This window comes from Pantoea sp. EKM10T (assembly GCF_011800685.1).
GTDB classification, from domain to species: Bacteria; Pseudomonadota; Gammaproteobacteria; order Enterobacterales; family Enterobacteriaceae; genus Pantoea; species Pantoea agglomerans.
Map to the genome: position 1 here is coordinate 566,295 of NZ_JAALEU010000001.1, position 21,667 is coordinate 587,961.

Annotated in this window: 25 protein-coding genes; 7 read left to right on the plus strand and 18 right to left on the minus strand. The window is 56.3% G+C overall.

The features are described from left to right. The 4 genes from sctR to sctU are packed head-to-tail and all read left to right on the plus strand — an operon-like array spanning position 1 to position 2,819. On the plus strand, positions 1-654 hold the full coding sequence (gene sctR / locus HFD95_RS02650; protein WP_010669972.1) for a type III secretion system export apparatus subunit SctR: 654 nt from the start codon (positions 1-3) through the stop codon (positions 652-654). 7 nt (positions 655-661) lie between these two features. After that, a complete protein-coding gene (gene sctS / locus HFD95_RS02655; protein WP_010245915.1) occupies positions 662-922 on the plus strand; it encodes a type III secretion system export apparatus subunit SctS in 261 nt (86 codons plus the stop codon). Next, positions 922-1,737: a type III secretion system export apparatus subunit SctT gene (gene sctT / locus HFD95_RS02660; protein ID WP_010245919.1), complete on the plus strand. Its 816-nt coding sequence runs from the start codon at positions 922-924 to the stop codon at positions 1,735-1,737. Before sctS ends, sctT begins: the two co-directional genes overlap by 1 nt. Beyond that, the gene (gene sctU, locus HFD95_RS02665; RefSeq protein ID WP_167429788.1) at positions 1,734-2,819 is read left to right on the plus strand and encodes a type III secretion system export apparatus subunit SctU; all 1,086 of its coding nucleotides are present in this window, start codon (positions 1,734-1,736) and stop codon (positions 2,817-2,819) included. The genes sctT and sctU overlap by 4 nt, the downstream gene beginning before the upstream one ends. A gap of 310 nt (positions 2,820-3,129) precedes the next feature. On the opposite strand, the gene hrpT is transcribed toward sctU, so the two are convergent. From hrpT to HFD95_RS02715, 10 genes are all read right to left on the minus strand, one after another. Continuing rightward, the gene (gene hrpT, locus HFD95_RS02670; RefSeq protein ID WP_010669971.1) at positions 3,130-3,315 is read right to left on the minus strand and encodes an HrpT family type III secretion system protein; all 186 of its coding nucleotides are present in this window, start codon (positions 3,313-3,315) and stop codon (positions 3,130-3,132) included. A gap of 17 nt (positions 3,316-3,332) precedes the next feature. Continuing rightward, positions 3,333-5,381 carry a type III secretion system outer membrane ring subunit SctC gene (sctC, locus tag HFD95_RS02675; RefSeq protein ID WP_010669970.1) on the minus strand — a complete coding sequence of 683 codons (2,049 nt, stop codon included), beginning with the start codon at positions 5,379-5,381 and terminating at the stop codon, positions 3,333-3,335. A gap of 24 nt (positions 5,382-5,405) precedes the next feature. After that, the gene (locus tag HFD95_RS02680; RefSeq protein ID WP_010245930.1) at positions 5,406-5,633 is read right to left on the minus strand and encodes a hypothetical protein; all 228 of its coding nucleotides are present in this window, start codon (positions 5,631-5,633) and stop codon (positions 5,406-5,408) included. A 75-nt stretch (positions 5,634-5,708) separates the two neighbouring features. Next, positions 5,709-6,305, minus strand: a complete 597-nt coding sequence (sctL, locus tag HFD95_RS02685) for a type III secretion system stator protein SctL (RefSeq protein WP_122888957.1) — start codon at positions 6,303-6,305, stop codon at positions 5,709-5,711. Then, positions 6,292-6,873 (minus strand): serine kinase, encoded by a 582-nt coding sequence (locus HFD95_RS02690; RefSeq protein ID WP_235038332.1) that lies wholly within the window; start codon positions 6,871-6,873, stop codon positions 6,292-6,294. The genes sctL and HFD95_RS02690 overlap by 14 nt, the downstream gene beginning before the upstream one ends. Positions 6,874-6,879: 6 nt before the next feature. Next, positions 6,880-7,644 carry a type III secretion system inner membrane ring lipoprotein SctJ gene (gene sctJ, locus HFD95_RS02695; protein WP_167429789.1) on the minus strand — a complete coding sequence of 255 codons (765 nt, stop codon included), beginning with the start codon at positions 7,642-7,644 and terminating at the stop codon, positions 6,880-6,882. Between the two features lie 5 nt (positions 7,645-7,649). Then, the gene (locus HFD95_RS02700; RefSeq protein WP_010669966.1) at positions 7,650-8,018 is read right to left on the minus strand and encodes an EscI/YscI/HrpB family type III secretion system inner rod protein; all 369 of its coding nucleotides are present in this window, start codon (positions 8,016-8,018) and stop codon (positions 7,650-7,652) included. 63 nt (positions 8,019-8,081) lie between these two features. Beyond that, positions 8,082-8,321 carry a hypothetical protein gene (locus HFD95_RS02705; protein WP_010245940.1) on the minus strand — a complete coding sequence of 80 codons (240 nt, stop codon included), beginning with the start codon at positions 8,319-8,321 and terminating at the stop codon, positions 8,082-8,084. A 141-nt stretch (positions 8,322-8,462) separates the two neighbouring features. Next, positions 8,463-9,455 carry a sigma 54-interacting transcriptional regulator gene (locus tag HFD95_RS02710; RefSeq protein ID WP_010245942.1) on the minus strand — a complete coding sequence of 331 codons (993 nt, stop codon included), beginning with the start codon at positions 9,453-9,455 and terminating at the stop codon, positions 8,463-8,465. A 196-nt stretch (positions 9,456-9,651) separates the two neighbouring features. Next, entirely contained in the window at positions 9,652-9,918 is a 267-nt protein-coding gene (locus tag HFD95_RS02715) for a hypothetical protein (protein ID WP_148037976.1), read from the minus strand. Between HFD95_RS02715 and HFD95_RS02720 the strand changes: the two genes are divergently transcribed. Both HFD95_RS02720 and HFD95_RS02725 read left to right on the plus strand, forming a co-directional pair. Then, positions 9,917-10,588, plus strand: a complete 672-nt coding sequence (locus HFD95_RS02720) for a hypothetical protein (RefSeq protein WP_010669965.1) — start codon at positions 9,917-9,919, stop codon at positions 10,586-10,588. The genes HFD95_RS02715 and HFD95_RS02720 overlap by 2 nt on opposite strands. A gap of 14 nt (positions 10,589-10,602) precedes the next feature. Further along, a complete protein-coding gene (locus tag HFD95_RS02725; protein WP_061901516.1) occupies positions 10,603-11,661 on the plus strand; it encodes a hypothetical protein in 1,059 nt (352 codons plus the stop codon). 55 nt (positions 11,662-11,716) lie between these two features. On the opposite strand, the gene HFD95_RS02730 is transcribed toward HFD95_RS02725, so the two are convergent. From HFD95_RS02730 to HFD95_RS02740, 3 genes are all read right to left on the minus strand, one after another. Further along, positions 11,717-12,757 carry a lytic transglycosylase domain-containing protein gene (locus HFD95_RS02730; protein ID WP_167429790.1) on the minus strand — a complete coding sequence of 347 codons (1,041 nt, stop codon included), beginning with the start codon at positions 12,755-12,757 and terminating at the stop codon, positions 11,717-11,719. A 179-nt stretch (positions 12,758-12,936) separates the two neighbouring features. Beyond that, entirely contained in the window at positions 12,937-14,670 is a 1,734-nt protein-coding gene (locus HFD95_RS02735) for a hypothetical protein (RefSeq protein WP_167429791.1), read from the minus strand. Positions 14,671-15,045: 375 nt separating this feature from the next. Beyond that, positions 15,046-15,954 (minus strand): LysR family transcriptional regulator, encoded by a 909-nt coding sequence (locus HFD95_RS02740; protein ID WP_167429792.1) that lies wholly within the window; start codon positions 15,952-15,954, stop codon positions 15,046-15,048. Between HFD95_RS02740 and HFD95_RS02745 the strand changes: the two genes are divergently transcribed. Then, positions 15,953-16,174: a hypothetical protein gene (locus tag HFD95_RS02745; protein ID WP_167429793.1), complete on the plus strand. Its 222-nt coding sequence runs from the start codon at positions 15,953-15,955 to the stop codon at positions 16,172-16,174. The two genes, HFD95_RS02740 and HFD95_RS02745, sit on opposite strands and share 2 nt — an antisense overlap. A 180-nt stretch (positions 16,175-16,354) precedes the next feature. Here the strand turns inward: HFD95_RS02745 and HFD95_RS02750 are convergent, their stop codons facing one another. The 5 genes from HFD95_RS02750 to HFD95_RS02770 form a co-directional block, all read right to left on the minus strand. Beyond that, a complete protein-coding gene (locus tag HFD95_RS02750; protein WP_167429794.1) occupies positions 16,355-17,176 on the minus strand; it encodes a M55 family metallopeptidase in 822 nt (273 codons plus the stop codon). Next, on the minus strand, positions 17,173-18,216 hold the full coding sequence (locus HFD95_RS02755; protein ID WP_167429795.1) for a P1 family peptidase: 1,044 nt from the start codon (positions 18,214-18,216) through the stop codon (positions 17,173-17,175). The genes HFD95_RS02750 and HFD95_RS02755 overlap by 4 nt, the downstream gene beginning before the upstream one ends. Positions 18,217-18,218: 2 nt before the next feature. After that, complete coding sequence (locus HFD95_RS02760) at positions 18,219-19,103, minus strand: ABC transporter permease subunit (protein ID WP_033786129.1); 885 nt, start codon at positions 19,101-19,103, stop codon at positions 18,219-18,221. Beyond that, entirely contained in the window at positions 19,100-20,032 is a 933-nt protein-coding gene (locus HFD95_RS02765; RefSeq protein ID WP_060680040.1) for an ABC transporter permease, read from the minus strand. Before HFD95_RS02765 ends, HFD95_RS02760 begins: the two co-directional genes overlap by 4 nt. Positions 20,033-20,114: 82 nt before the next feature. Beyond that, on the minus strand, positions 20,115-21,656 hold the full coding sequence (locus HFD95_RS02770) for a glutathione ABC transporter substrate-binding protein (RefSeq protein WP_167429796.1): 1,542 nt from the start codon (positions 21,654-21,656) through the stop codon (positions 20,115-20,117). Between the last annotated feature and the right edge of the window lie 11 nt (positions 21,657-21,667).

Below are 21,667 nucleotides of genomic sequence, written 5' to 3' on the forward strand. Positions count from 1 at the left end.
ATGGAGATGGGGCCACTCAACCCGATTATGCTGGCGCTGTTTCTCGGCGCACTGGCACTGCTGCCGATGATGCTCATTATCTGTACCAGCTTTTTGAAAATTACGATGGTGCTGCAATTGACGCGCAACGCGATGGGCGTGCAGCAGGTGCCGCCAACGATGGCGCTCAACGGCATTGCGCTGGCGGCAACGCTATTTATTATGGCGCCGGTATTTAGCGATATGACCGACAGGCTGAAAGCGATCCCTGTCGATTTCAGCAGTATGGAGCGGCTCGAATATACCGCCGCTAATGGTATCGAACCGCTGAAAACGTTTATGCATAAAAATACCGATCCGGACATCGTCATCCATCTGCAGGAAAATGCCCAGCGTATGTGGCCAAAGAAAATGGCAGATTCGGTCACCCCCGAAAATATGCTGCTCATTATCCCGGCCTTCGTGCTATCGGAGCTGCAGAACGGTTTCAAAATCGGCTTTCTGATCTTTATTCCTTTTATTGTCGTTGACCTGATCGTCTCGAATATCCTGCTGGCGCTCGGGATGCAGATGGTGTCGCCGATGACCGTTTCGCTGCCACTGAAGATCCTGCTGTTTGTGCTCATCAGCGGCTGGACGCGGCTGCTCGACGGCCTGTTCTACAGCTATTTATGAGGTCATCATGGATATTCTGACGCTGTTTCGCCAGGGGTTATTGCTGGTGGTTATCCTCTCCGCGCCGCCGCTGCTGGTGGCAGTGATCTCCGGGGTAATTATTTCACTGGTACAGGCCGCGATGCAGTTGCAGGATCAGACCCTGCCGTTCTGCATCAAACTTATCGCGGTCGGCCTGACGCTGGCGCTTACCGGGCGCTGGGTCGGTGTTGAACTGATGGAGCTGGCGCAGGCGGCGTTTGCGATGATGTCAACGGTCAGTTCCTGATGCTGACAGGTTACCCACTCACCGATACGTTTCATGCAATCCTCGCGCTGGGACTTGGCATGGCGCGCATCTTTCCCTGCCTGTTACTGACACCAATATTCTCTTTTAGCGTCATAAAAGGGCTGCTGCGAACCGCCATTGCTGTGGCGCTGGCGCTGTTTATCGCCCCAGGCATCAAAGAACAAATTGATGTGCTTGAGCCGACAATGATGGCGCTGGCAGGGCTGGTACTCAAAGAGTTGATGATAGGCACCCTGCTCGGATTGTTGCTGGCGTTGCCTTTCTGGCTGTATGAGTCTGTCGGTGCGTTATTCGATAATCAGCGGGGTGCCTTAATGGGTGGGCAAATTAACCCCCAGCTGGGGCCGGATGTGACGCCTCTGGGTAAGTTAATGCAGCAGGTGCTGATATTGCTGCTGGTCACAGGGCTGGGATTATCGACCATCACCCAGGTGATCTGGGACAGCTATCATCTTTGGTCCGCCACCCAGTGGATACCTTTCCCCGCAGAGGCAGGTTTTCACGTCTGGCTTACGCTTTTGGGGAAAATCTTCAGCGATATGGTGCTTTATGCCGGGCCGCCGGTGGCGCTGATGCTGCTGCTCGATTTTGCCATCGGTGTGATGAGTCTCTATAGCCCACAGCTACAGGCGACTGCCCTGACAATTCCGTTGAAATGCCTGCTCGGCATGTTGTTTTTTATCCTCTATCTGCCACTGCTGGACCATCTGGGTAATGCGCGGTTGTATGAACTGCGCGATCTTATCCCTGTCCTGTCGCAGATATTTGCCCCTTCAGCCGGGAGCGCACCATGAGCGAAAAAACCGAAGACGCTACACCGCAAAAACTCAGAGAGTCGCGCAAAAAAGGCCAGGTCAGCCAGAGCCAGGATATCCCTAAGCTGCTTATCTCAATCGGTATCCTTGAGACCCTGTTTGCTATGGTGGATACCGGGATGCAGCGGTTGCAGGCGATGATGCTGCTGCCGTTAACGCGTCTGCGCGACCCATTCGATCACGCGATGGAGGAAGTAATAAGTGATAGCGTCATCGTAATGCTGGTGCTGGTGGGCATCGCGTGCGCCATTGCCATGCTGCTGCGGGTGATGGGCGGCTGGGTGCAGTTCGGCCCACTCTTCTCCACCGAAGCGCTGGCACCGAAACCGGATGCGCTTAACCCGTTTAATCACCTGAAGAATATGTTTTCTGCCCGCCAGTTTACCCAGCTTTTGACCAGCATCTTTAAAGCGGTGGTGATAGGCCTGGTGGTATGGCAGGCGATCATGCCGGACCTCGGTGGCCTTGCTCAGCTGGCGCTTGGCGATCTCAATGGTTTCTGGCAGGGGGTGATGGCGCTGTTTATGAAGGTGTCACGTCGGGTGCTGATGGTGATGCTAATAATCAGCCTGTTCGATTTTGGTATTCAGCGCTATTTCTTCCTCAAACAGCAGCGTATGAGTCATGAAGATATCAAAAACGAATTTAAGCAGAGCGAAGGCGATCCGCATATGAAAGGCCACCGCCGTCAGCTGGCTCAGGAGATCCTGAATGAAGAGCCGGTGCCTGCCCGTGAGATTAACGTGGAAGACGCGGATGTGTTGCTGGTTAATCCCACCCATTTTGCCGTCGGTCTCTATTATCGCCCGGATGAAACGCCGCTGCCGCGTCTGCTGTTCAAGGCTTGCGATGAAGAGGCGCGGGCATTAATTGAAGAGGCGCAGCGTAAAAAGAGACCGGTTATCCGCTTTATCTGGCTGACCCGCACTCTGTGGCGCACCACGCGGGAAGGCGCTTATGTTCCACGCGAAACGTTAAATGCCGTCGCGCACGTCTATCGTCTGCTGCGGGAGCTGGAGGATCACTATCTGGATGAGGTGATTGAGATTCGGGAAGAATAGTGCGGAGGGTAACGCCGGACTATCTTATCAGGCAGTCACATCTGCATCTCACGGGCCTGCTGAATAAAAGCCAGTATTAAAGCGCTAAAAGTCGCCGGGGTGAAACCGGCAAGCGGTTGCTGATAACAGAGCCGCCTGCGGTCTGCTGCAGGAAAACTGACGTAATGGAATAGCATTACCAGCACTGGCATGCGGGCAAAGAGTGCGCCGCACACAGGCTTCCCGGAAACGGAAGGTGAATAGCTATGGTCGATTCTCGTTAAAATATGGCCCCATCGATCAGCCGGGGCCTGGGACTGCCGAAACGTGATTAGTTATCTACCGTTATCCGCGTGTAGTCGTTCGGGCCATTACGCAGTTGTGGTTGCCACCAGATGGTCAGGTTATGCAGGTCTGAAGAGGGGCGACAGCCCACGTCATTACATCCGCCCTGCGGCCGCGCGCAGGCACTCAGCACCAGCGCGGCGGCGGTAAGCACAATTATTCTCACTAACATGCTTTTTCCTTATCAGCTCAGTAGAGGTTTTTGGCCGGTGCACCGCCTGCTGAAGAGAGCAGCGAAGCGCGAGAAGGACGTGACGGAGCATTGCTATCAAATGCGACGAATACCTCCGCCGATTCACCCGGACGCAGTTCTCCACGCGGCCAGACCGCTACCGCCAGCGTGCGGTCGCTGCGGCACAGACTCTCATCAAAACGCTGCGTCTGCTGGGTGTTGTTGGTGATCACCCCAACGGTTATTTGTACGCTGCTATTGCCGTACCACTGATGGCGACGGAAATCGCTCCCGAAAGCGCCCGAAATGCGGCACAGGGAGGAAAGCGTCTGGCCCGTGCCACCGCTGGTCATCCCCGCTGGCACGCGGTTCAGCGCCAGGTCGCGCATCGCGCCTTCCACCATCCCTTTGACGTCGGTGTACTTATGACGATTAGTCACCTCATCCATCGCGCTATTCAGCTGTTCGCGCGACTCGGCAGCGATATACCGGGTCGGATCGACCTGGTCACCAATTAAATGCGGCGTAATAATAAACAGCCGCTCACGCTGGGAGGTCTCATAGCGCGTTGAGGTAAAGAGCTTGCCGATCAGCGGAATACTGCCGAGGATCGGGATGCGTCGCTCACGGTCGCCCGTCTCTTTGGAATGGAACCCGCCCAGAACCAGCGAGCGTCGCGCCTCCACCAGCGCCTGGGTGCTGACCGCTGCGTTATGGGTTCCCTGCGCATCGCCCTCATCATCTTTATTGAGCTTGCCATCTTCCACATCAACAATGAGCTGGATAGCCGATTTTTGTGAAGTGGTGATTGCGCGTGGCGTCACCCGCAGGCTGGTGCCTGCGGTGACAGACTGAATATCCGCCACCCTCTCGCCAATGGCGCGTATAAAGGCAGTATCGCTGAAATCAATCACCGCGGGCTGATTCTCCAGCGTGAGGATAGTGGGGTTAGCGATAATGGATGCCGTCCCTTCCCCCTCCATCGCTTCGATACTGGCAAAAAATCGCTGGAAATCGGTCACAAACAGTGTACTGGCACCGGAGAGCATATTGGCGCCGCTGGCGACACTGCCAAACTGACCGGCCAGGTTGCTGGAGAAGCGTTTCAGCGCGCTGCGGTCGATATCGACAATCACTGCATCAATTTCGATCAGCTTTTGCGGAACATCAATGGCGTTAATTAATGCCTGATAAGCGTCCCGGGTTTTCGGATCGTCACGCACCAGCAGCAGGTTGTTACGCACATCCGCTGATACTTTACCCGCCAGACTGCTGACAGGCGCCTTTTTACGTCCGGAGGCCGGCATATTGCGATTAATCAGCTCGTTTAAAACACTTTGCGACTGTTCACGTGATACCTGTTCATCCTCTCCCTGGCCTGATGACATTCTTCCGGAAGAGGCGTTGCTGGACTGACCCAGCAGTTCATTCAGAATGGTGGCCACCCCCGGCACCAGCAGCTCCTGATCGCGATAGCGAATGGTGCGATCCGCCACGGCCGCATAACGCAGCGGGAATGCCATCATATCTTTATTGGCCCCGGCTTCAGGTTTGCTTTCCGATTTACGGGCAAATTCCGTTATCTGGCGCACATACTCCGGCGGACCGGTCACCAATACCACGCCTTCATCCGGCAGTTCGCCCCAGCCGAAGCGGGGTTCCAGCAGGCCGACACCGCGCAGCGCCTCTTTCAGATCCGGCGCGGCTTCCGGGGAAATCTCAATACGCTGGGAAGTTTGCGCTGCCTGCGGGCTGACGTAGAGCGTGTTGTTATAAACAAACCACTGAAAGCGATACTCAAGCGCCAGGCGATTAAGGAACGCTTCCGGGCTGTCTGCGCGCAGTTTACCGGTGACATTGCTGTCACCCAGCGTGCCAAGATTGACCTCAACACCAAAGCTGCTGGCAAAATCGTCAAGAATAATATTAAGCGGGGTATTATCTGCCGAATAGGCATACGCACCATTCTTCCACTCATCCGGCACACGAGCGTTTGTGATGCCCATACTCAGTAGCAGCAGGGTAATGGCCGCCAGCAGGCGGCCCGGAAAAGAAAACGTAAACACGCCTGACTCCTTGATGACAGGGGCTTAGTTAACAGCGTCGATGATCGCTTTACGGATACCAAACCTGAACTGGGTGTATTGCGAACTTGCCCAGCTGGCGTTGGACATATCCTGCAGGCGATTCTGGAAAGCATACATATCCGCAATGCTGAACGATTCGCCCGAAACATCGCGGGCAAACTGATAGGCTTCATGATGTTTGCGGTTTGAGTTGGAAGATAACTGACGCTGTAACAGATCGCTGGAACTCATGATGTTGACTCCTCTTGTTGGACACCCCTGTTAAGTGGCGCGACAAGCGAAACAGTTCCACTGTTTTTGCTTTTTTTATGCATTCTCTTCTGCCAGCGCTGGCGCGAGCTGCTGGTACAGCGTCCGCCAGTTAACCATCAGCTCGCCTGCGTCGGTAATAAGCCGCAAGCGATCTGGCTCAAGCGCCGGGTCGGCGCACAGCGTCCAGCGAAGCTGCGGCTGCGCGACCAGCCAGCCGTTAATCTCCTGCTCCTGCCCACTGGCGCAATACAGCGTCGCCTGCTGCTGACGCGGATAGTGACGCAACAACTGTCTGAGCAACGCGTGAAAACGGCGCTCATCATCCACCTCATCGAGCAGGTGTTCCAGTGCCTCGTTCAGAACCTTTCCAGCGAGCAACACCAGCTGCGTCTCTTCGGCTGCACGCTGTTCCTGCCAGTCCGCAAAGAGCGTCTGCGCCTGCTGCCAGAACCGGGCTTCCCCTTCGCGCTGGCTGGCCGCCCTTTCGGCTTGTGCCTCGGCGCGTGCCTGCTCGCGGATCGTTTGCGCCTGTTTATGGGCCAGCTCGATAATGGAAGCCGCTTCAAGCCTGAGCGCAATTTCCTCGCGGCGCAGCACATTACCCGGTGAGGCGCTGCCGCCCTGCAGATGCAGGCTTTTAAGTTTCCACATCGCGCGTCTCTCCCGAATGTTGTTGCACCTGCCAGAGCGCCGTTTCCCATAAAGGACGCAGACGATGGCCAGGCAGTGAAAGTGCCGGGTTTACCGGCGCGTCGCTTACAGGGAAGAGTAGCCGCAGGCGCGGCCAGATAGCCGGAAATAACGCCTGCAGCAGACAGAGGCTGTCGGCGCTGCCGCCAGTAGTGAAAAGCCCGGCGGGCAGCCAGCACTCAATGCGCATTCCTTTCGCCAGACGCCGCAACCAGATCTTTAGCTCTGCGGGTAGCGGCATGGCTCCGGCGCAAATTTCCGCGACTAAAATCAACAGTTGCGCGCGCTGTTCGCAGCTTAAGTCGCTGATGGCCAGCACCATCGGCTCCGGCGCGACCAGTTCGCCTGATACACCCAGCGTGTGGTGCCAGCACGAGGCATGCTGGCGGAGATAGTGCCTCTGCAAAGGCGCAGATAAACGGGCCAGTGGCTGGGTGCACCAGCTTTCATCAGCCTGTAACCAAAAGTCAGCGTGCCACCAGCGTAACCAGCGCAGGGTAATTTCCTCATCAGGCGCAGCGTTGAGCATAATCAATCACTTCGCCTGTGCAGCCAGGCGCTTACGACTCAGAGCCTGACGAATGAACGCATTTGCCACGAGTAACAGCAGCAGCACCCCAAAGCATGTTGTAACTATCTTGACCATCCCGTAACGTTCCGGGCTAAGCTGAAACGGCCCCAGCTGCACCATTTCAATTTTATCCTGCCAGGCTTTCGCCGGGACAAAGACAATCGCCAGATCGCGGTCATCGCGCCCGCCCAGCCCCGGAATGCTGGTTGCCACCAGCCGGCGAATGCGCGGTTCGATACTGTCCGGATCGAGGTTTTCATGATATTTGATAAATACCGAGGCGGAAGCGGGCTGAACCGGCTCGCCGGGGGCGATACGCTCGGGCAATACGACATGCACACGCGCCACCACGACGCCATCAATTTGTGACAGTGTCGCTTCTACCTCCTGTGACAGCGCATAGATATAGCGGGCGCGTTCCTCCAGCGGACTGGAGATAACACCACTTTTCTGAAAAACCGCGCCAAGGCTTGTTCGCGCCTGATGAGGTAGTCCGGCGGCATTGAGGATATTCACCGCCCGCTCAATGTCACTCCGCGCGACGCTAACGCTAACCCCCTCTTTAGAAACCTGTTTATCCGCCTCAATCTTAAAGCGGCTCAGTTCTGCCACCACATCGTTGGCATCGTTTTCTGACAGTCCGCTGTGCAACTGAGTCTGATCACCGCAGCCGGTAAGCAGCAGCGCCAGGCACAGAGCACAGAAGCATTTAATGACAGCGCCATTCATAAGATTCACTGCAGGTTGCTGAGTTTATCGACTGACTGAACGGTTTTGGCAATCACTTTGGCGTTCATCAGACTCTCGATATAGTAATCAGAGAGCTGCGCATTGGCGCGGGAGAAATCTTCCGCACTGGATGACCGCGAAGCGACTCTGAGATCGTTAAAGGCTTCTTTTTGCGCACGCTGGTTGCCGCTCAGCGATTGCAGAATATTGCCGACCACGCCAGGCTCTGAAGAGCTCATCTGGCTGCTGTCAGGCGCAGGGCCATTAAGCTTTGCATTAAACCATTGAATATCTTCCGCCGACGGTGCTTCCTGGTACATTTCGACTGACGGAACCGGTTCTGAAGTGAGCAAGGAAGATTGAGAGACTTTCATCAGTAAAACTCCTGTGGCATTAGAGAGCAGGGAGACAAAAAAACACCTCCCTGCCGGAGTCGATTAGTACTGAATTTTGACCTGGGCTGCGGCTGACGCGGCCTGCGCATTACTTTCGGCGATGCCGTTAATGCGCTGGAACTCTACATCGCGATCCATTTTATCGGCCTGGTTTTCCTGCATCTTGTCCATCGCCTGTTGCGAACGGACCATATATTTCGCACCGTTGTAAGCACCGGCAACCTGAGTGTAAGCAGAAGCTGCGTTGGTGATCCCGTTGGAAAGTAAGCTAGCACCTGACATAGTCATTCCTCGCGTTGATGATAGGTTGTAGTTGGGTGTTGCATTCATTAAGTAATCAATGAAGCTATCCGGTTCCATCGCAAAGAAAATATTTATGCAGATTAAGCCTGCTGGCCCACGGCAAGAGAGGTGGGCGATATGTCAGGCGGTAAGTTTTAACAGCTTCAGGCGGTGATAAAGGGTGCGCCTGGGAATTCCTAACTCAAGAATGACATCATCGATACGATTGTCGTGCCGGTTCAGGCAGTCGTGGATCAGGCTGCGCTCAATGCGCCGCATTCTGTCTTTTAATAACACGCGCCCTTCCTGCTTTATCTCACAGCACAGCGGCGGTAAGCCCAGCACAAAGCGTTCTGCCGCCGCTTTCAGCTCGCGGATATTTCCCGGCCAGCTATGCAGCAGCAGGGTCTCATCAAGCGCGAGCGATCCTGCCGGCAGAGGCTGATTCAGACGCAGCGCCGCCTCCTGCGTAAACTGGCGAAACATGGGCAAAATCAGCTCCGGTCGTGATCGCACGGTTGGCGTGGAAATTTTAATTGTGTCGAGGCGAAAGAAGAGATCCCGACGAAAACGGCCCTGAGCCACCAGCTGCGCCAGTGGAATTTGCGAGGCGACGACCACCCGCAGATCCAGTCCGATACTTTTGGTGCTGCCCAGTCTCTCTACCGCGCGATTTTCCAGTACACGCAGCAGCTTAGCCTGCATCGTGAGCGGCATACTGTCTATTTCATCCAGAAACAGCACGCCGTGATTAGCACTCTCAATATACCCGGCACGGGAACTGCTTGCGCCGGTGAACGCCCCGGCCATGACCCCAAACAGCTCGCTTTCGGCAAGTGTCTCCGGGATGGCCGCACAGTTGACCGGCACCATCGGGCCACGACAGCCGGAAAGTTGATACAGCCGCTGGGCCAGTGCATCTTTCCCTGTACCCGTTTCTCCCTCGATTAAGACATCTATGTTTAACGGTGCAATCGTATTTAAAATCTTATACAGATGAGTATGGATATCGGTTACGGGCTCCGGGTAACCCGCCGCCGCATCCGGGCGGGAATCAACCTGGCGTAAGACGTTATCCTCACTCTCCTCATCGACAGTCCCGTGGCCTGACTGTGTCCTGTAAAGACGAACCATACATTCTCCATTAGCTTCGCATAAGCGCGCCTTACATGAGGCGCGCTGCTCGTTCAGCACTTGTGGATGTTCTGGAAGCAGAGCCTGATGCAAAGAATTACAAATTTACCGCGGCCTCACTCTCACCCAATCAGGTCATCCCCGCTATCAGTCCAGGATTATTATCTTGTAGGGATAGACGCTCACCCGGTAAGGATTACCCTACAGGACTCACAGAAAAACCTTCAAAAACAGAATGATAATTTCTTAATGGCGGTGCCGCTGGATTTTTATAAATCTGAACCCGCATCACAAAGGGAACATTTTTAGTGGAACCATCCCGGGACAACCGCCACTCACAGTGCGAGGTAGCATCAGCCTGAACGGTAAAATTGTGCAATCGGCAGTAATCAGGATTGCAAAATGTTACCGCTGTTGCTGCCCAATCAATCGCTGACTTATTAACTCTGAGGAATAAATTCATGAAGATTCCAGGATTTGGTGGTGGGGCTACAAACGCGAACAAAATCGATATGCCTCCGGCAAATATGCCAGGCAAGACGGGGGGCAGTCCGTCAGGTAAACCTGACTTACCCGATCAGCCCGGAAAATCGTCGTTACCTTTTCTCAATAATGCGAAAACAGGCCCGCTCAATTTTGCCAGTAATGCCTTTGACGGCCTGAGCACACTGGCTTCGCTGACCGGTTCAGGCGGAAGTCAGAAAAACGGCCAGGCAAACGGTGCAAACTCGCCTGACGCCCCGTCGGGCGGTGGCTTACTGCAGCAGATTATGATGCTGACAGGCCTGCAACAGCTGTTGGGCGGCGGTAATAAGGCGCAGCAGCCGGAGCAACCGGGCACGCCTGCACCTTCACAGGGCACGAATCACAGCGGCAATCCGCTTGAGCAGCTGATGCAGATGCTTCAGCAACTGCTCCAGCAGATGATGGGGATAGATAAAGGTAAAGGGGCAGACAGCGGAGAATCTGGCGGTAATGCACCACAGGCACCGGCTCAGGGAGCAACTGACAATGGTGGGCAACAGGGCGGAATGATGCAAAACCTGCTGTCCCTGTTAGGGCTTTCTTCATTGTTGCAGGGGCTTTTGGGCGGCGGTGAGGGGCAATCTTCCCAGAAAAATCCGCAGAGCTAACTCAGGGGGCTTGTATGGTTATGCCAATACCTGGCGGGGGGGGAATAACCCCCGCTTTTTCACCCGGCAGGCCACTGCCGGGTAACCTGCCATTATCCACTCCCCTGCCCGGCTCCGCGTTCCCGGTCCCGGGCAGCGATCTCCCCATCAGCTACTCCGGTGGGAGCGGAACGCCGCTGGCGGGCCTGTCCGATCCGATCCGGGAGCTTGATCAGCTTTTAACGCAGGCTGGATTGGGGGCGCTTGTCGATCCGGCAGCCGCTGAAGAAGGGACGATGCCCACGGCGTTATTTGCCAGCGAAACATCCGGTGAAGATATTCCACAGGCACCGGGCGATGGCATGCGAACCAGTGAGAAGGACATCCGCGTCAGGCCGACGGAGGAGAATCTGAAGGGTCGTCCACCGGGTGATAACCGCAGCGCCGAACAGATCATTGATGAAAACCCGGTGCTGAAAAACCTTGGCAACCAGAAAGATATCAAGCAGGCAGAGCTAAAAGAGCGCTTCGGCGACTGGACGGATGCCAATAAAGATCCGAAGAGTCGTGCTGATGCGGCGTATAACATGGCCTGCGTGTTAAACAGCATAAAAGGCCTGAATGCGCGTGATGGCAGCGAGCGGAAGGAGATCTCAGCTAACGACAAAATAGAGGGCATCACCAAAGATGGTGACGCGCGCCACGGTACCGAGGCGGGTGTACTGAAGGATATCGCCGAACAGGGTCTGAAGATGCTGCCGGAGAATAAACAGTTGCCGGAGACGAATGATTCGCACGTTCGTATGGATGGTACCAATAAAGACAACTTCCAGTGGGGCATGGGTGAGTTCGGCAAAATATTGTCGAACATCCCGATTCTCAAATCTGTTGCCGCGCCTTTCTTTAACAATATTGGCGAAGCCCGCAATGTGGGCGAAGTCTTTACCGGTGGCCTGAAAGGACTGGCCGAGGGTGGAATGAGCGCGGCGCGTGGGCCGATTGGCTGGGGCATCACGGCAGCGACCGATACCGTACAGATTGCGGTGGAAAATAGCGGGGGGAAAGGCAAGAACGAACCGCCGCCGTTTGCCTGATTTTGAGGCTGCTCATGTTTGTCCCTGTACCCGGTACAGGGACTTTTTTTGCGCGTTATGCAGGTAACGTGCCTTTGCCGCTGGAGATAATGTCGGCAAAGTTGAGCACTTTTCCAACATAGGTCGGATCGCCGGTTCCGGTTTTCGAGATATCCGTCAGATCGTTGACATTCACATTCCCTGGCCCTGAGTTATAAGCTCGCAACCCGGCACCGGGATCGCCCCCAAAAGCCTCCCGCTGCTCTTTCAGATAGAGCGCGCCAGCCATGATGCTGTCTTCAGGGCTGGACGGGCTGGCATCTGGCCCCAGCAGATGCGGGTATCTGCTTTGCAGATCGGCGAAGGTGTTGGAATTAACCTGCATCAGGCCGCTGTCGGAAAGGCCATTACCGCCGTTCACGGTGGTCGCCTCTGTTTTTCCGCGCGACTCCTGCCAGATTTGCGCTGCCAGCACTTCAGGCGCCTGGCTAGTCTCTTTGGCGGCACGCATTATCGCCTGCTCATGATCCAGTAACGGGGCAGGTAAATGTAACCCCGACTCGCCTTTTATCAGCGGGACGCCGCCGGATGCTGGCGTCTGCCGGGCAGGCGTATTTAGTGCAGCATCAGAAGCCGTACCTGGCTGTGGCATTGTACTGGCCGTTAGCGGTTGCTGTGCAGAAGCGGATTCAGTCGGGTTAACAGGCTGCTGCATCGCGGCATTAAACGGTGCGGTGAGCGAAGCCCCCTCTTCTGCTGAGGTATCCGGCATATCGGCACCGCCGCCACGCCCGGCTCCGGCGCTGTTATTTTGCTGCTGACCAGCGAATAGCTGTTGCAGCATTAATAGCAGTTGCAGCAATGCCTCTATTTGCGGCCCCAGTTGCTGCATCAGCCCCTGCATCTGCATCGGATCCCGGTTGCTCACACTGTCGGGCGTGGCGGTGAGACTACTGAAATCCGTGCCGCTCATGGCATCATTGCCAAAGTTAATCGCCTGGCCACTGGCGCCAGAATCTGGCGGAGTAAACGAGGCTAAATTTTTTTCATCGAGCGCGCTAAAATCAGGCAGTTGCGGCTGTATCGGCCCGAAAGCCGAACCTGACGAGATATTCATTCTTCTCTCCTCTCAACAAAGCGTCATCGTTAGCGCCAGCCAGACTGGCGCCTTTCTCCCGCTATGACCGGGGTACGATTGAGTGGAAAGCGCGAGGCGGGAGTTCCGGGCAGCGCGTGAGACAGCGCAAATTCGGCGTAAAAAAAAAGCCGCATCGCTGCGGCTTTTAAGGTGTGGTATCAGGAGGCTTTTTTCGTTTCTTCAGGTTCTGGCGATCCTGCAGGCCCTGCAGCTTCTGATGACGCAGATGACCCGGATGTCACTGATGATGCTGATGATGTCGGTAAGGAGTCCGGCAGCGGTATCATCTCGGCAATGCGCTCGCTCATCTTCTCTGCTTCAGCTTCAAGGACGGCGATGATGGCCTCATAGTCAGCCTGGGTTAACTTCTCAGGCTGTGGGCTTTTGATATTCGCCAGGTCCGGGAACGAGTGCCACCATGCAGAGGTATCACCCGCAGCGCGCATTTCTGATGAACGCTCAGGCGGGGTATTACGTAATGGCCCGGAGTTATGCGAATGTACGCTATCGCTGTCCGATTCGCCTTCTTCTGACGGCCCTTTCGCCCGGGTACCGGTGCTGGGTGCTGGCGTACCGGCAGGCGTTCTCGCCTCGGTACCCACACTCGGTGCTGGCGTGCCTTCCGGGGTTCTCGCCTCGGTACCCACACTGGGTGCTGGCGTGCCTTCCGGGGTTCTCGCCTCAGTACCCACGCTGGGTGCTGGCGTGCCGGCCGGGGTTCTCGCCTCGGTACCCACGCTGGGTGCTGGCGCGCCTTCAGGTGTTCTCGCCCCTGAACTCACCGGGGCTTCCTCTTCTGTCGCGTCGGCGGGCTTCGGGTGCAGCTTGTTTGCCACTGCTCGCTCAGCCTCCTGATAAAGAAGACCGAACACCCCCTGTTGCAGGTAAGAATAGGCGTTTGGCACCAGGGCCGCCGCATTGCCAATGCTTTCGCGGGAAACGCGGAAGCCGGATTTGTTCGCCAGATCCAAAGCGGTCTCTGCCGCACTTGTCTTGCCGGAGGTGAAAAGCTTCTCTGCACCACCTTTGGTCACACGTGCCGCCCCCGCTCCGATGCCCAAACCGAGCGCTTCCATCGTCTCAGAGGCTACCGCACTTAATGCACTCAGCGTTGTAACGCCTTCAACCCAACGTTTTGGTGCTTTGGCGTGTTCCCACACCGCATCGAAGTGGCTCCCCTCGCCACTATTCGTGTGCCCGCTGGACAGCGACATATAACGATCCTTCCAGTCGTTACGGCCAAATAAAAACTCCGCGCCGTGCAGGTTGTCGTAGTAGTTTTCCACAACTCCACTCAATGCACCGGCAGCGGAAGTCAGGCCAAAACCTGCAATCTGGTTGATGGCATAACCCGGCTTGAGCGCACCCTGTATAATCCCCATCGGTTCTGGCCGCGGCTTATTTTCGGGTAATAGCTGGGTTGCACTGGAAATTCCACCCGTCACCGGGTTGCGGACGTTAAAGCCCGTCCCGCCCAGCGCCGTCATTTTTAATTTATGCCCAAATGTCTCGCGTTTTTCTGCCTCATCTTTCATAAGAGGCTCCAGTGCATCCATATCTGCCTGCATCCATCTCGAATCCTGGATGCTGCTACCGATAACCCGAGTGAGCACCGCTTTAAAAGCCACTGCAGTCATCCCCCCCGCTACGCCAGCGACAAAGTTGTGCATGGGCGTGCCCGGCTCCAGCTTCATTGCGCTAGCTATCCCCTTGCCGACCAGATCGCCAGGTACACCGGAAAGGGCATAGGTCATTCCAATCGCCCCCTTTGCCTTGGCCATAATCATCGTGTCGCAGCTGTGAGCCAGTTTGATGACATCTTTTACCTGATCGTCCGTCTGATGCAATTCATCGTGCAGGGTGACAGCGATTCCTGCCAGGTAATCACGCACGTTCTCTCCGCCTTTACACGCGTTATGCAGAGTAGCTGTAATACGGCTAATCTCCGCAGAACGAGCCCTCGCAGCAGGGGTTGTAGCAGTGACTTCAGTTGTTGATGGCCCACCGCGCGTGGGCATTTCAATCGTTTCGTGATGCACAGGGGAAGGTGTGCGTCTAATTCCATCCATAATTCTCACTCCGCCAGGTTGTACCGGTTATCACTAACCGGTCAGTTGATAACTTGCGAAATGAGCAACTCACCCCGCAGCGTCAGGGTTGAGTGATGCGCGAGCGAGCCTGGTTTCAAATCAGGAAGAAATTCTAAAAATTTTGTGATGCATCTCACAAAATAGCCGGATGGGTAGCGGTGAAGCACGGCACTTACTTCAGCCCCGAATAAACTGCGTTTCGCACTGCCGGGCGATCTCCCACAGTCTGTTACGGATGACCTGCTTAAGCTGCAGAGTGGACTGCGACTGTGGCTGGTCACGGCGGCTGATCAGCATCACTTCAAACGGCAGGGGCTGTGCTATGGGTAGCAGCTTTAGCTGTTCGGCATAGCGACAGGCGGTGAAGAGATCCACGACGCCCGTGCCGCCGCCTGCCAGCACCATATCCGCAATGACCGAATAGGTTTTAATCGACAACGACACGGCGGGATTCAGTTTTTTATCGCGCAGCGCTCGGTGAAGTACGCGTCCAAGCGGATCCTGAGCCTGCATCATCAGTAAATTATTGTTGCATAACCACGCAAGCGTAACGGGTTCATTACGGGGGTGATTGAGCGGTAACAGCGCGACCATCGAAGACTGAAACAGAGGTTCAGCCAGAAGATCCGCATCGACCTGCTGACCAAAAACCAGCGCGAAATCGAGCTGATTATCCAGAATCATCTGGCATAAGGTACTAAAGTGCTCGGTGACCAGTTCGACACTGACCGAGGCCATCTGTTGCCGCCAGGTGACCAATGCGGGTGCCAAAACCATCTGACCAAAAGCGTGAGCCGCGCCGACGCGAACTAACTGCCCTTCGCCACGCCGCAGCTGTTCGGTAAGCTGGGTGATTGATTGCAGGCGCTGCCAGAGATCGTCTATTTCAGGCAGGAGACGTCGCCCTTCTGCCGTCACACTCATTCCCTGTATACGTCGCTCAAACAGCGCAAATCCCAATTGCTGCTCAGCATGATTCAGCACACGGCTGATATTGGGCTGCGAGACATTAAGCAAGCGCGCCGCAGCGCTGATGCTGCCGGTCTGTACGATGGCCTGAAAGACCTCTATATGGCGGAGCCGCATGACTATTTACCCTGGATGGAATACCGAAAACGAAGGCCTCTCCGACAGGCTGTACGCTCAGGTCCAGGCGGAGGGTGAGAAAGCAATCATTATCCTGTTGCAAAAACTGTACCGCAAAACCGGTGCAGGCTCAGTTGCCTGTCTCGCCCCCATCCGCACCCGGCAGTCCCGTCTGAAGCCTTTGCAGGGAGCGGGTCTCGCGCTGCCGTGGTGCAGTTAAAGGAGCGCTGGTCAGCAGCGTGGGTTGAGCGGATTTAAGCCAGCAACGATTCTGACTCGTCAGAGGGAGGATGCGCATGCACAGCCCGCACTACAGGCGTGTGCCTGGCAGCGTGGTTTCAGGAGAACCGGAACGGCGGGCTTAACGGGCTGACGTTGCATGCAGCCCGGGATAATTTCGCTATGACTGTGTGCTCGCCAGATAGGAGAATGCACTGAGTAAGCTGATTAACGTTTCCATATTCTCCGCCTGATACGCCACGGTAACGGCATCCAGGCGCGTGACGCCGGGGATCAGGCTGAACAGATCGGCCAGCACCGGTTTAGTGGCCTGAAGGCGCATAGCGTAAGGTGCCGTCAGGCGGCTCGTGCTCACCTGAGGGAGATGTTGCAGTGCGGCGCTTGCTGCGGCAGCGATCGCACGCTGTGCCGCTTGTGGGCTGATTGATTCCGCGCAGGAATGCGAAATGGCGCGTTTTACACAGACGTAATTGACTGCTGAGTAGTGTTCCGCAATCCAGCTCTGTAACTGATCGTCGCCGGTGACCAGCAGCAATGGCGTGCCGTGCTCAGCAGCGGCGGCCGCATAAATATCGGTTTCTCCCATCACCAGACCATTGATATGGATACGCCAGAATGCCCGGCCGTTGATGGTATGCGCCAGTACGCCGGGTTCACCTGCTGCGCTGTGAAATCCCACCAGAAACAGCCCGTCGAACGTCTGCTGCTCTATCCCTTCCACCATCGACAGGACACGGGGTTTTCCCTGCACCAGCCGGGCGCGGGGATCGATATTTTCCGCACGCAAATTGGTCATCTGCGCATGGCTGTCTGCCACCACCACTTCCGTTGCCCCGCCTGCAAAAGCCCCCACAATCGCAGCATTCACTTCCTGCTCCATCAGACCACGGGCCAGCTGATGTTCCGGGTGGCCGGGTGTACATTGCTCCGGGCGCATGACCCCCGCGATGCCTTCAATGTCGGCCGAGATAAAAATTTTCATGTCGTTAATCTATCCAGAATCTGCGTCAGTGAGGGGCGATGATGACCGCGAAAGCCGGTAACAGCCTCAGCGCTCAGCAAAGCATCCAGTACAGCCTGTTCAGTTGCATCTGCCGCTGCAGCAAGCAGCGGCTCCAGCGTGTCGTCCTGTGGCGGTTGCGGTAGAGGTTGCGTTGAAAACGCCACCGCAATGTCGCCCGAGCCGTGGCCCCAGTAACTGCCCAGCCGTCCCAGGCCGGCGCCAGCTCGCTTCGCGATGCGCTTTAACTGACGTGCGTCCAGCGGTGCATCCGTCGCCATGATGATGATGACCGAACCGGCATCCAGCTGCGGCGTCTCCCCGGCCAGCAGCGGCGCAATCATCTCGCCAGCCCGAACGCCATCGAGCGTTAATGCCTCCAGTGCGCCGAAATTGGCCAGCACCAGCACGCCAAGCGTGGCGTTGAGCGAGGGAATAACCCGCGAGGCGGTTCCGATGCCCCCTTTCAGGCTGAAACAGCTCATCCCGCGCCCCGCGCCGACGCTGCCGCGCGCGAAGTCCGCTGAGGCCGTCTGCAGCGCCTCCTGCGCCATCGCTTCAGTGATGGCCAGCGCCTGGATATCATTCAGCCAGCCATCGTTGCACTCCAGCACCAGCGGATTGACCGTGGGCAGTGTTCGTCCCAGTTCCGGGTTACGACTGATGGCATCCCGCACCAGCGAGGTAAACAGCGTGCCGACCGCCAGCGTGTTACCGAGCAGAATCGGCGTCTGAAGCACGCCAAGCTCCTCTATCTGAATCAGTCCGATGGGTTTCGCAAAGCCGTTCAGGACCTCAACCCCACACGGCAGCGGCGTGAGAAACAGATTGTCGCCCGGCGGTACGATAGCGGTTACGCCAGTCTGCTTTCCGCCTTCATTCAGCGTGCAATGTCCGACACGCACGCCCGCAACATCGCTGATTCGATTGGTGGGTCCGCAGGCGCTTCGCGGCTGCCCAAGCTGACGCAGGTCACGCCAGCGGTTCAGCAGCAGTTCACGCTGCAATTGTTGGAAATCCATAGTCAGCCCTTGAGTTTTGGATCGAGCGTGTCGCGCAGCGCATCCCCAAGCAGATTGAAAGCCAGCACGGTAATAAAGATCGCCAGCCCCGGAAATACGCTCATGTGCCACGATCCGGCCATCATCATGCTTCGGCTCATCGCCAGAATATTGCCCCATTCAGGCACGTCAGGCTCCGGACCCAGTCCGATAAAACTCAGGCCCGCGGCTGTCAGAATACTGGTGCCAATGCGCATAGTGAAATAGACAATCACGCTGGAAAGCGTGCCGGGCAGAATATGCCGCAGGATAATGACGCTGTCTGGTGCACCGGCACAGCGCACGGCTTCAACATAGGCAGCCTGCTTCAGAGAGAGCGTCGAAGCCCGCACGATGCGGGCAAATACCGGCACGCTGAATACCGCGACGGCGATGATGACATTGTTCAGGCCCGTCCCCAGCAGCGCCACCACCGCAATGGCCAGCAACATGCCGGGAAACGCGAATAATACGTCGGCACCGCGCATGATCAGCATATCAACCCAACCGCCGTAATAGCCCGCCAGTAAGCCCAGCATGACCCCGACCAGCATGCCGATCGTCACCGACAGCACGCCGATATAGAGCGAGATACGCGCGCCATAGATAATGCGGCTGAGCAGGTCGCGCCCGAGTTCGTCGGTCCCCATCCAGTGTGCCGCCGTTGGCGGCGACGATAACGCCATCCAGTCCGGAGCCATGGGATCCCAGGGCGCCAGCCAGGGCGCAAAAATCGCCACCACAATCAACAGCAGCACAAACCCACCTGAGACCAGCGCCAGAGGGTTCCGCACAAGGGCATGCAGGAAATCGCGCCACGGCGAACGAATAATCTGAGGCGGATTTTCAGTCAGCGATTGAATACTCATTTTGGCTCCTGTCGCAGACGAATGGCCGGATTAACCACCGCGTAAAGCAGATCGACCAGCAGATTAATCACAATAAATTCAAACACGAACAGCATCACCAGCGCCTGAATGACCGGCTGATCCTGCGCTTTGATCGACTCAATCAATAACCAGCCTAACCCTGGCCAGTTGAAAACACTCTCCACCACGATGGATCCGCCCAGCAGAAAACCGAACTGTAAGCCCAGCATAGTAATCACCGGGATGAGCGCATTACGCATCACATGTTTCCACGTCACCAGGCGGTTACGCAGCCCTTTGGCTTTGGCGGTACGCACGTAATCTTCCTGCGCCACCTCAAGAAACGCCGAACGGGTAAAGCGCGCCATTACCGCCGCAACCGACGAACCCAGCGTGATGGCGGGCAGGACTATATCGCTGGCCCTGTTAAAGCCGCTGACCGAGAACAGCCCAAAAGGCATCGCGACGAACTGGATGAGCAACAGCCCCAGCCAGAAGGCTGGCATCGAAATGCCGCCGACCGCCACGCTCATCAGCGTCCAGTCCTGCCATCTTCCACGTTTCAGTGCAGCCATAACGCCGAATAACAAGCCGAGAATGACGGACCAGGTAAAACCCGCTAAGGCGAGCCACAGCGTCGGCATAAAGCCCTCTTTGATCACCTCCAGCACCGGTTGCTGTGTACGATACGTGGTGCCCAGGTCGCCCTGCAGCAGGCTGCCGATCCAGTGGAGATACTGCTGCGGCAGCGGATCGTTAAGCCCGAGGTGCTGACGCGCCGCTTCGATCGCCTCAACCGGCGCATCCGGTCCGGCATAAATACGCGCCGGGTCGCCCGGCATGAGCTTGATAAAACCGAAAACCAGCAACGAGACCACCAGCAAAACCGGGATCATCTCCAGCAATCGGCGAATGATGTATGCAAACATGCCATTCCCTGAAATGAGGTGCGACTGGCCTCCTCACGTCCCTCATCCGTTCCGGACAGGGGACGAGGAAGAAGAGACCGTCTTATTTAAAGGACGCCTGAGTGAACAGTAAATTGCCATCAGGCAACATCGAAACGCCGCTCAGCGTGTTGCGTTTGCCGACCAGATTGTCTGGCGTGCCAAGGAACGCCACTGGTGCTTCTTTCCACAACACCTTTTGCGCTTGTGCATAGGCGATGCCACGCTTTGCCGGATCGGCCGTCGCCAGCCCGGCAGCAATCGCTTTGTCTGCATCAGCGTTACTGAAGTAGGAGACGTTATACGAGGTCGGAGCCCAAGACTCGGTGGCAAACAGCGGACGCAGCGCCCAGTCGGCATCCCCTGTAGAGGTCGACCAGCCGCCATAATAGAGGTCAAACTCCGCCTTTTTCGGGTCCTGAACGCCCCACAACTTAGCGTTGCGCGTGCCAGAATCCATCGGTGTTACCGTGACACGAATGCCTGCCGTGGCCAGTTGCGCTTTCAGCACCTGAGCGGCACGGACGCTGGCCGTGGCGTTGGTCACCCAGAGCTTAAGATCCAGTCCCTCCGGATAACCCGCCGCTTTCAGCAAGGCTTTGGCCTTATCCGGCGCATAGCCGTAATCAGGATCGTCCTGTTTCTGATAAAACTGTACGCCCTCCGGGATCGCGGATGTGGCAGGTTTGCCCAGACCAGCAAAGGCCACTTTCAGCCACAGATTACGGTCAATCGCATAGTTGATTGCCTGACGCACCCGAACATCGGCCAGCGGCTTGTGCTGCGTGTTGATCGCCATGTAATAAAGATAAATGCTCGGATCGCGCTGAATGGAGAGGTGGCTGTCCTGCTGAACGGCTGCGATGAGGTCTGAAGGCAATGGCCAGATGGCATCTACCTGGCCCGATTTCAACGCTGCCACCCGTGTCGCATCTTCGGGACTTGGAGAGAAGATGACATGGTCGACTTTAGGCCATCCCTGCTGCCAGTAACCTGCATATCTGGCCAGCGTAACGGCTTTACCCGGTTTCCAGTCAACAAAGGTAAACGGACCGGTTCCCACCGGATGCAGTCGCAACTGCGCTTCGTCCGGATATTGCTTAAGAATTGACGGGCTCCACATCACTGCGGAAGGATGCGCCAGGGTGTTGATAAAGGCACCGAACGACTGATTCAGATCGATTTTTACCTGGTCGGGTGCCAGCACCGTGACCTTATCAATCATTTTGTAGAGGCTGTTACGCTTCAGCCCTTTTTTCTGATCTGCCAGACGATCAAGGTTCGCTTTGACGGCATCTGCATCAAAAGGGGTACCGTCCTGGAAGGTAACGCCTTTGCGCAGCGTCAGCGTAAATTCGGTGGCACTGTCATTAGAGGTATAACCGGTCGCCAGCCAGGGTTGCAGCTTCATCCGGGAATCAAACTGGAAAAGGCGCTCAAAGATGCCGCTCTGAACCGAGTAGCTGACATTATCCGAGGTGTCGTGCGGATCCAGCCCCGTGATATCAGCATACATTGAAATGCGCAGATCCTGTGCCTGCGCAGTCATGACCAGCGTCGTCGTCAATGCGAGGGCGAGCGAAGTACGGCGAAACAGCGTTTTCATAAATTCTCCTG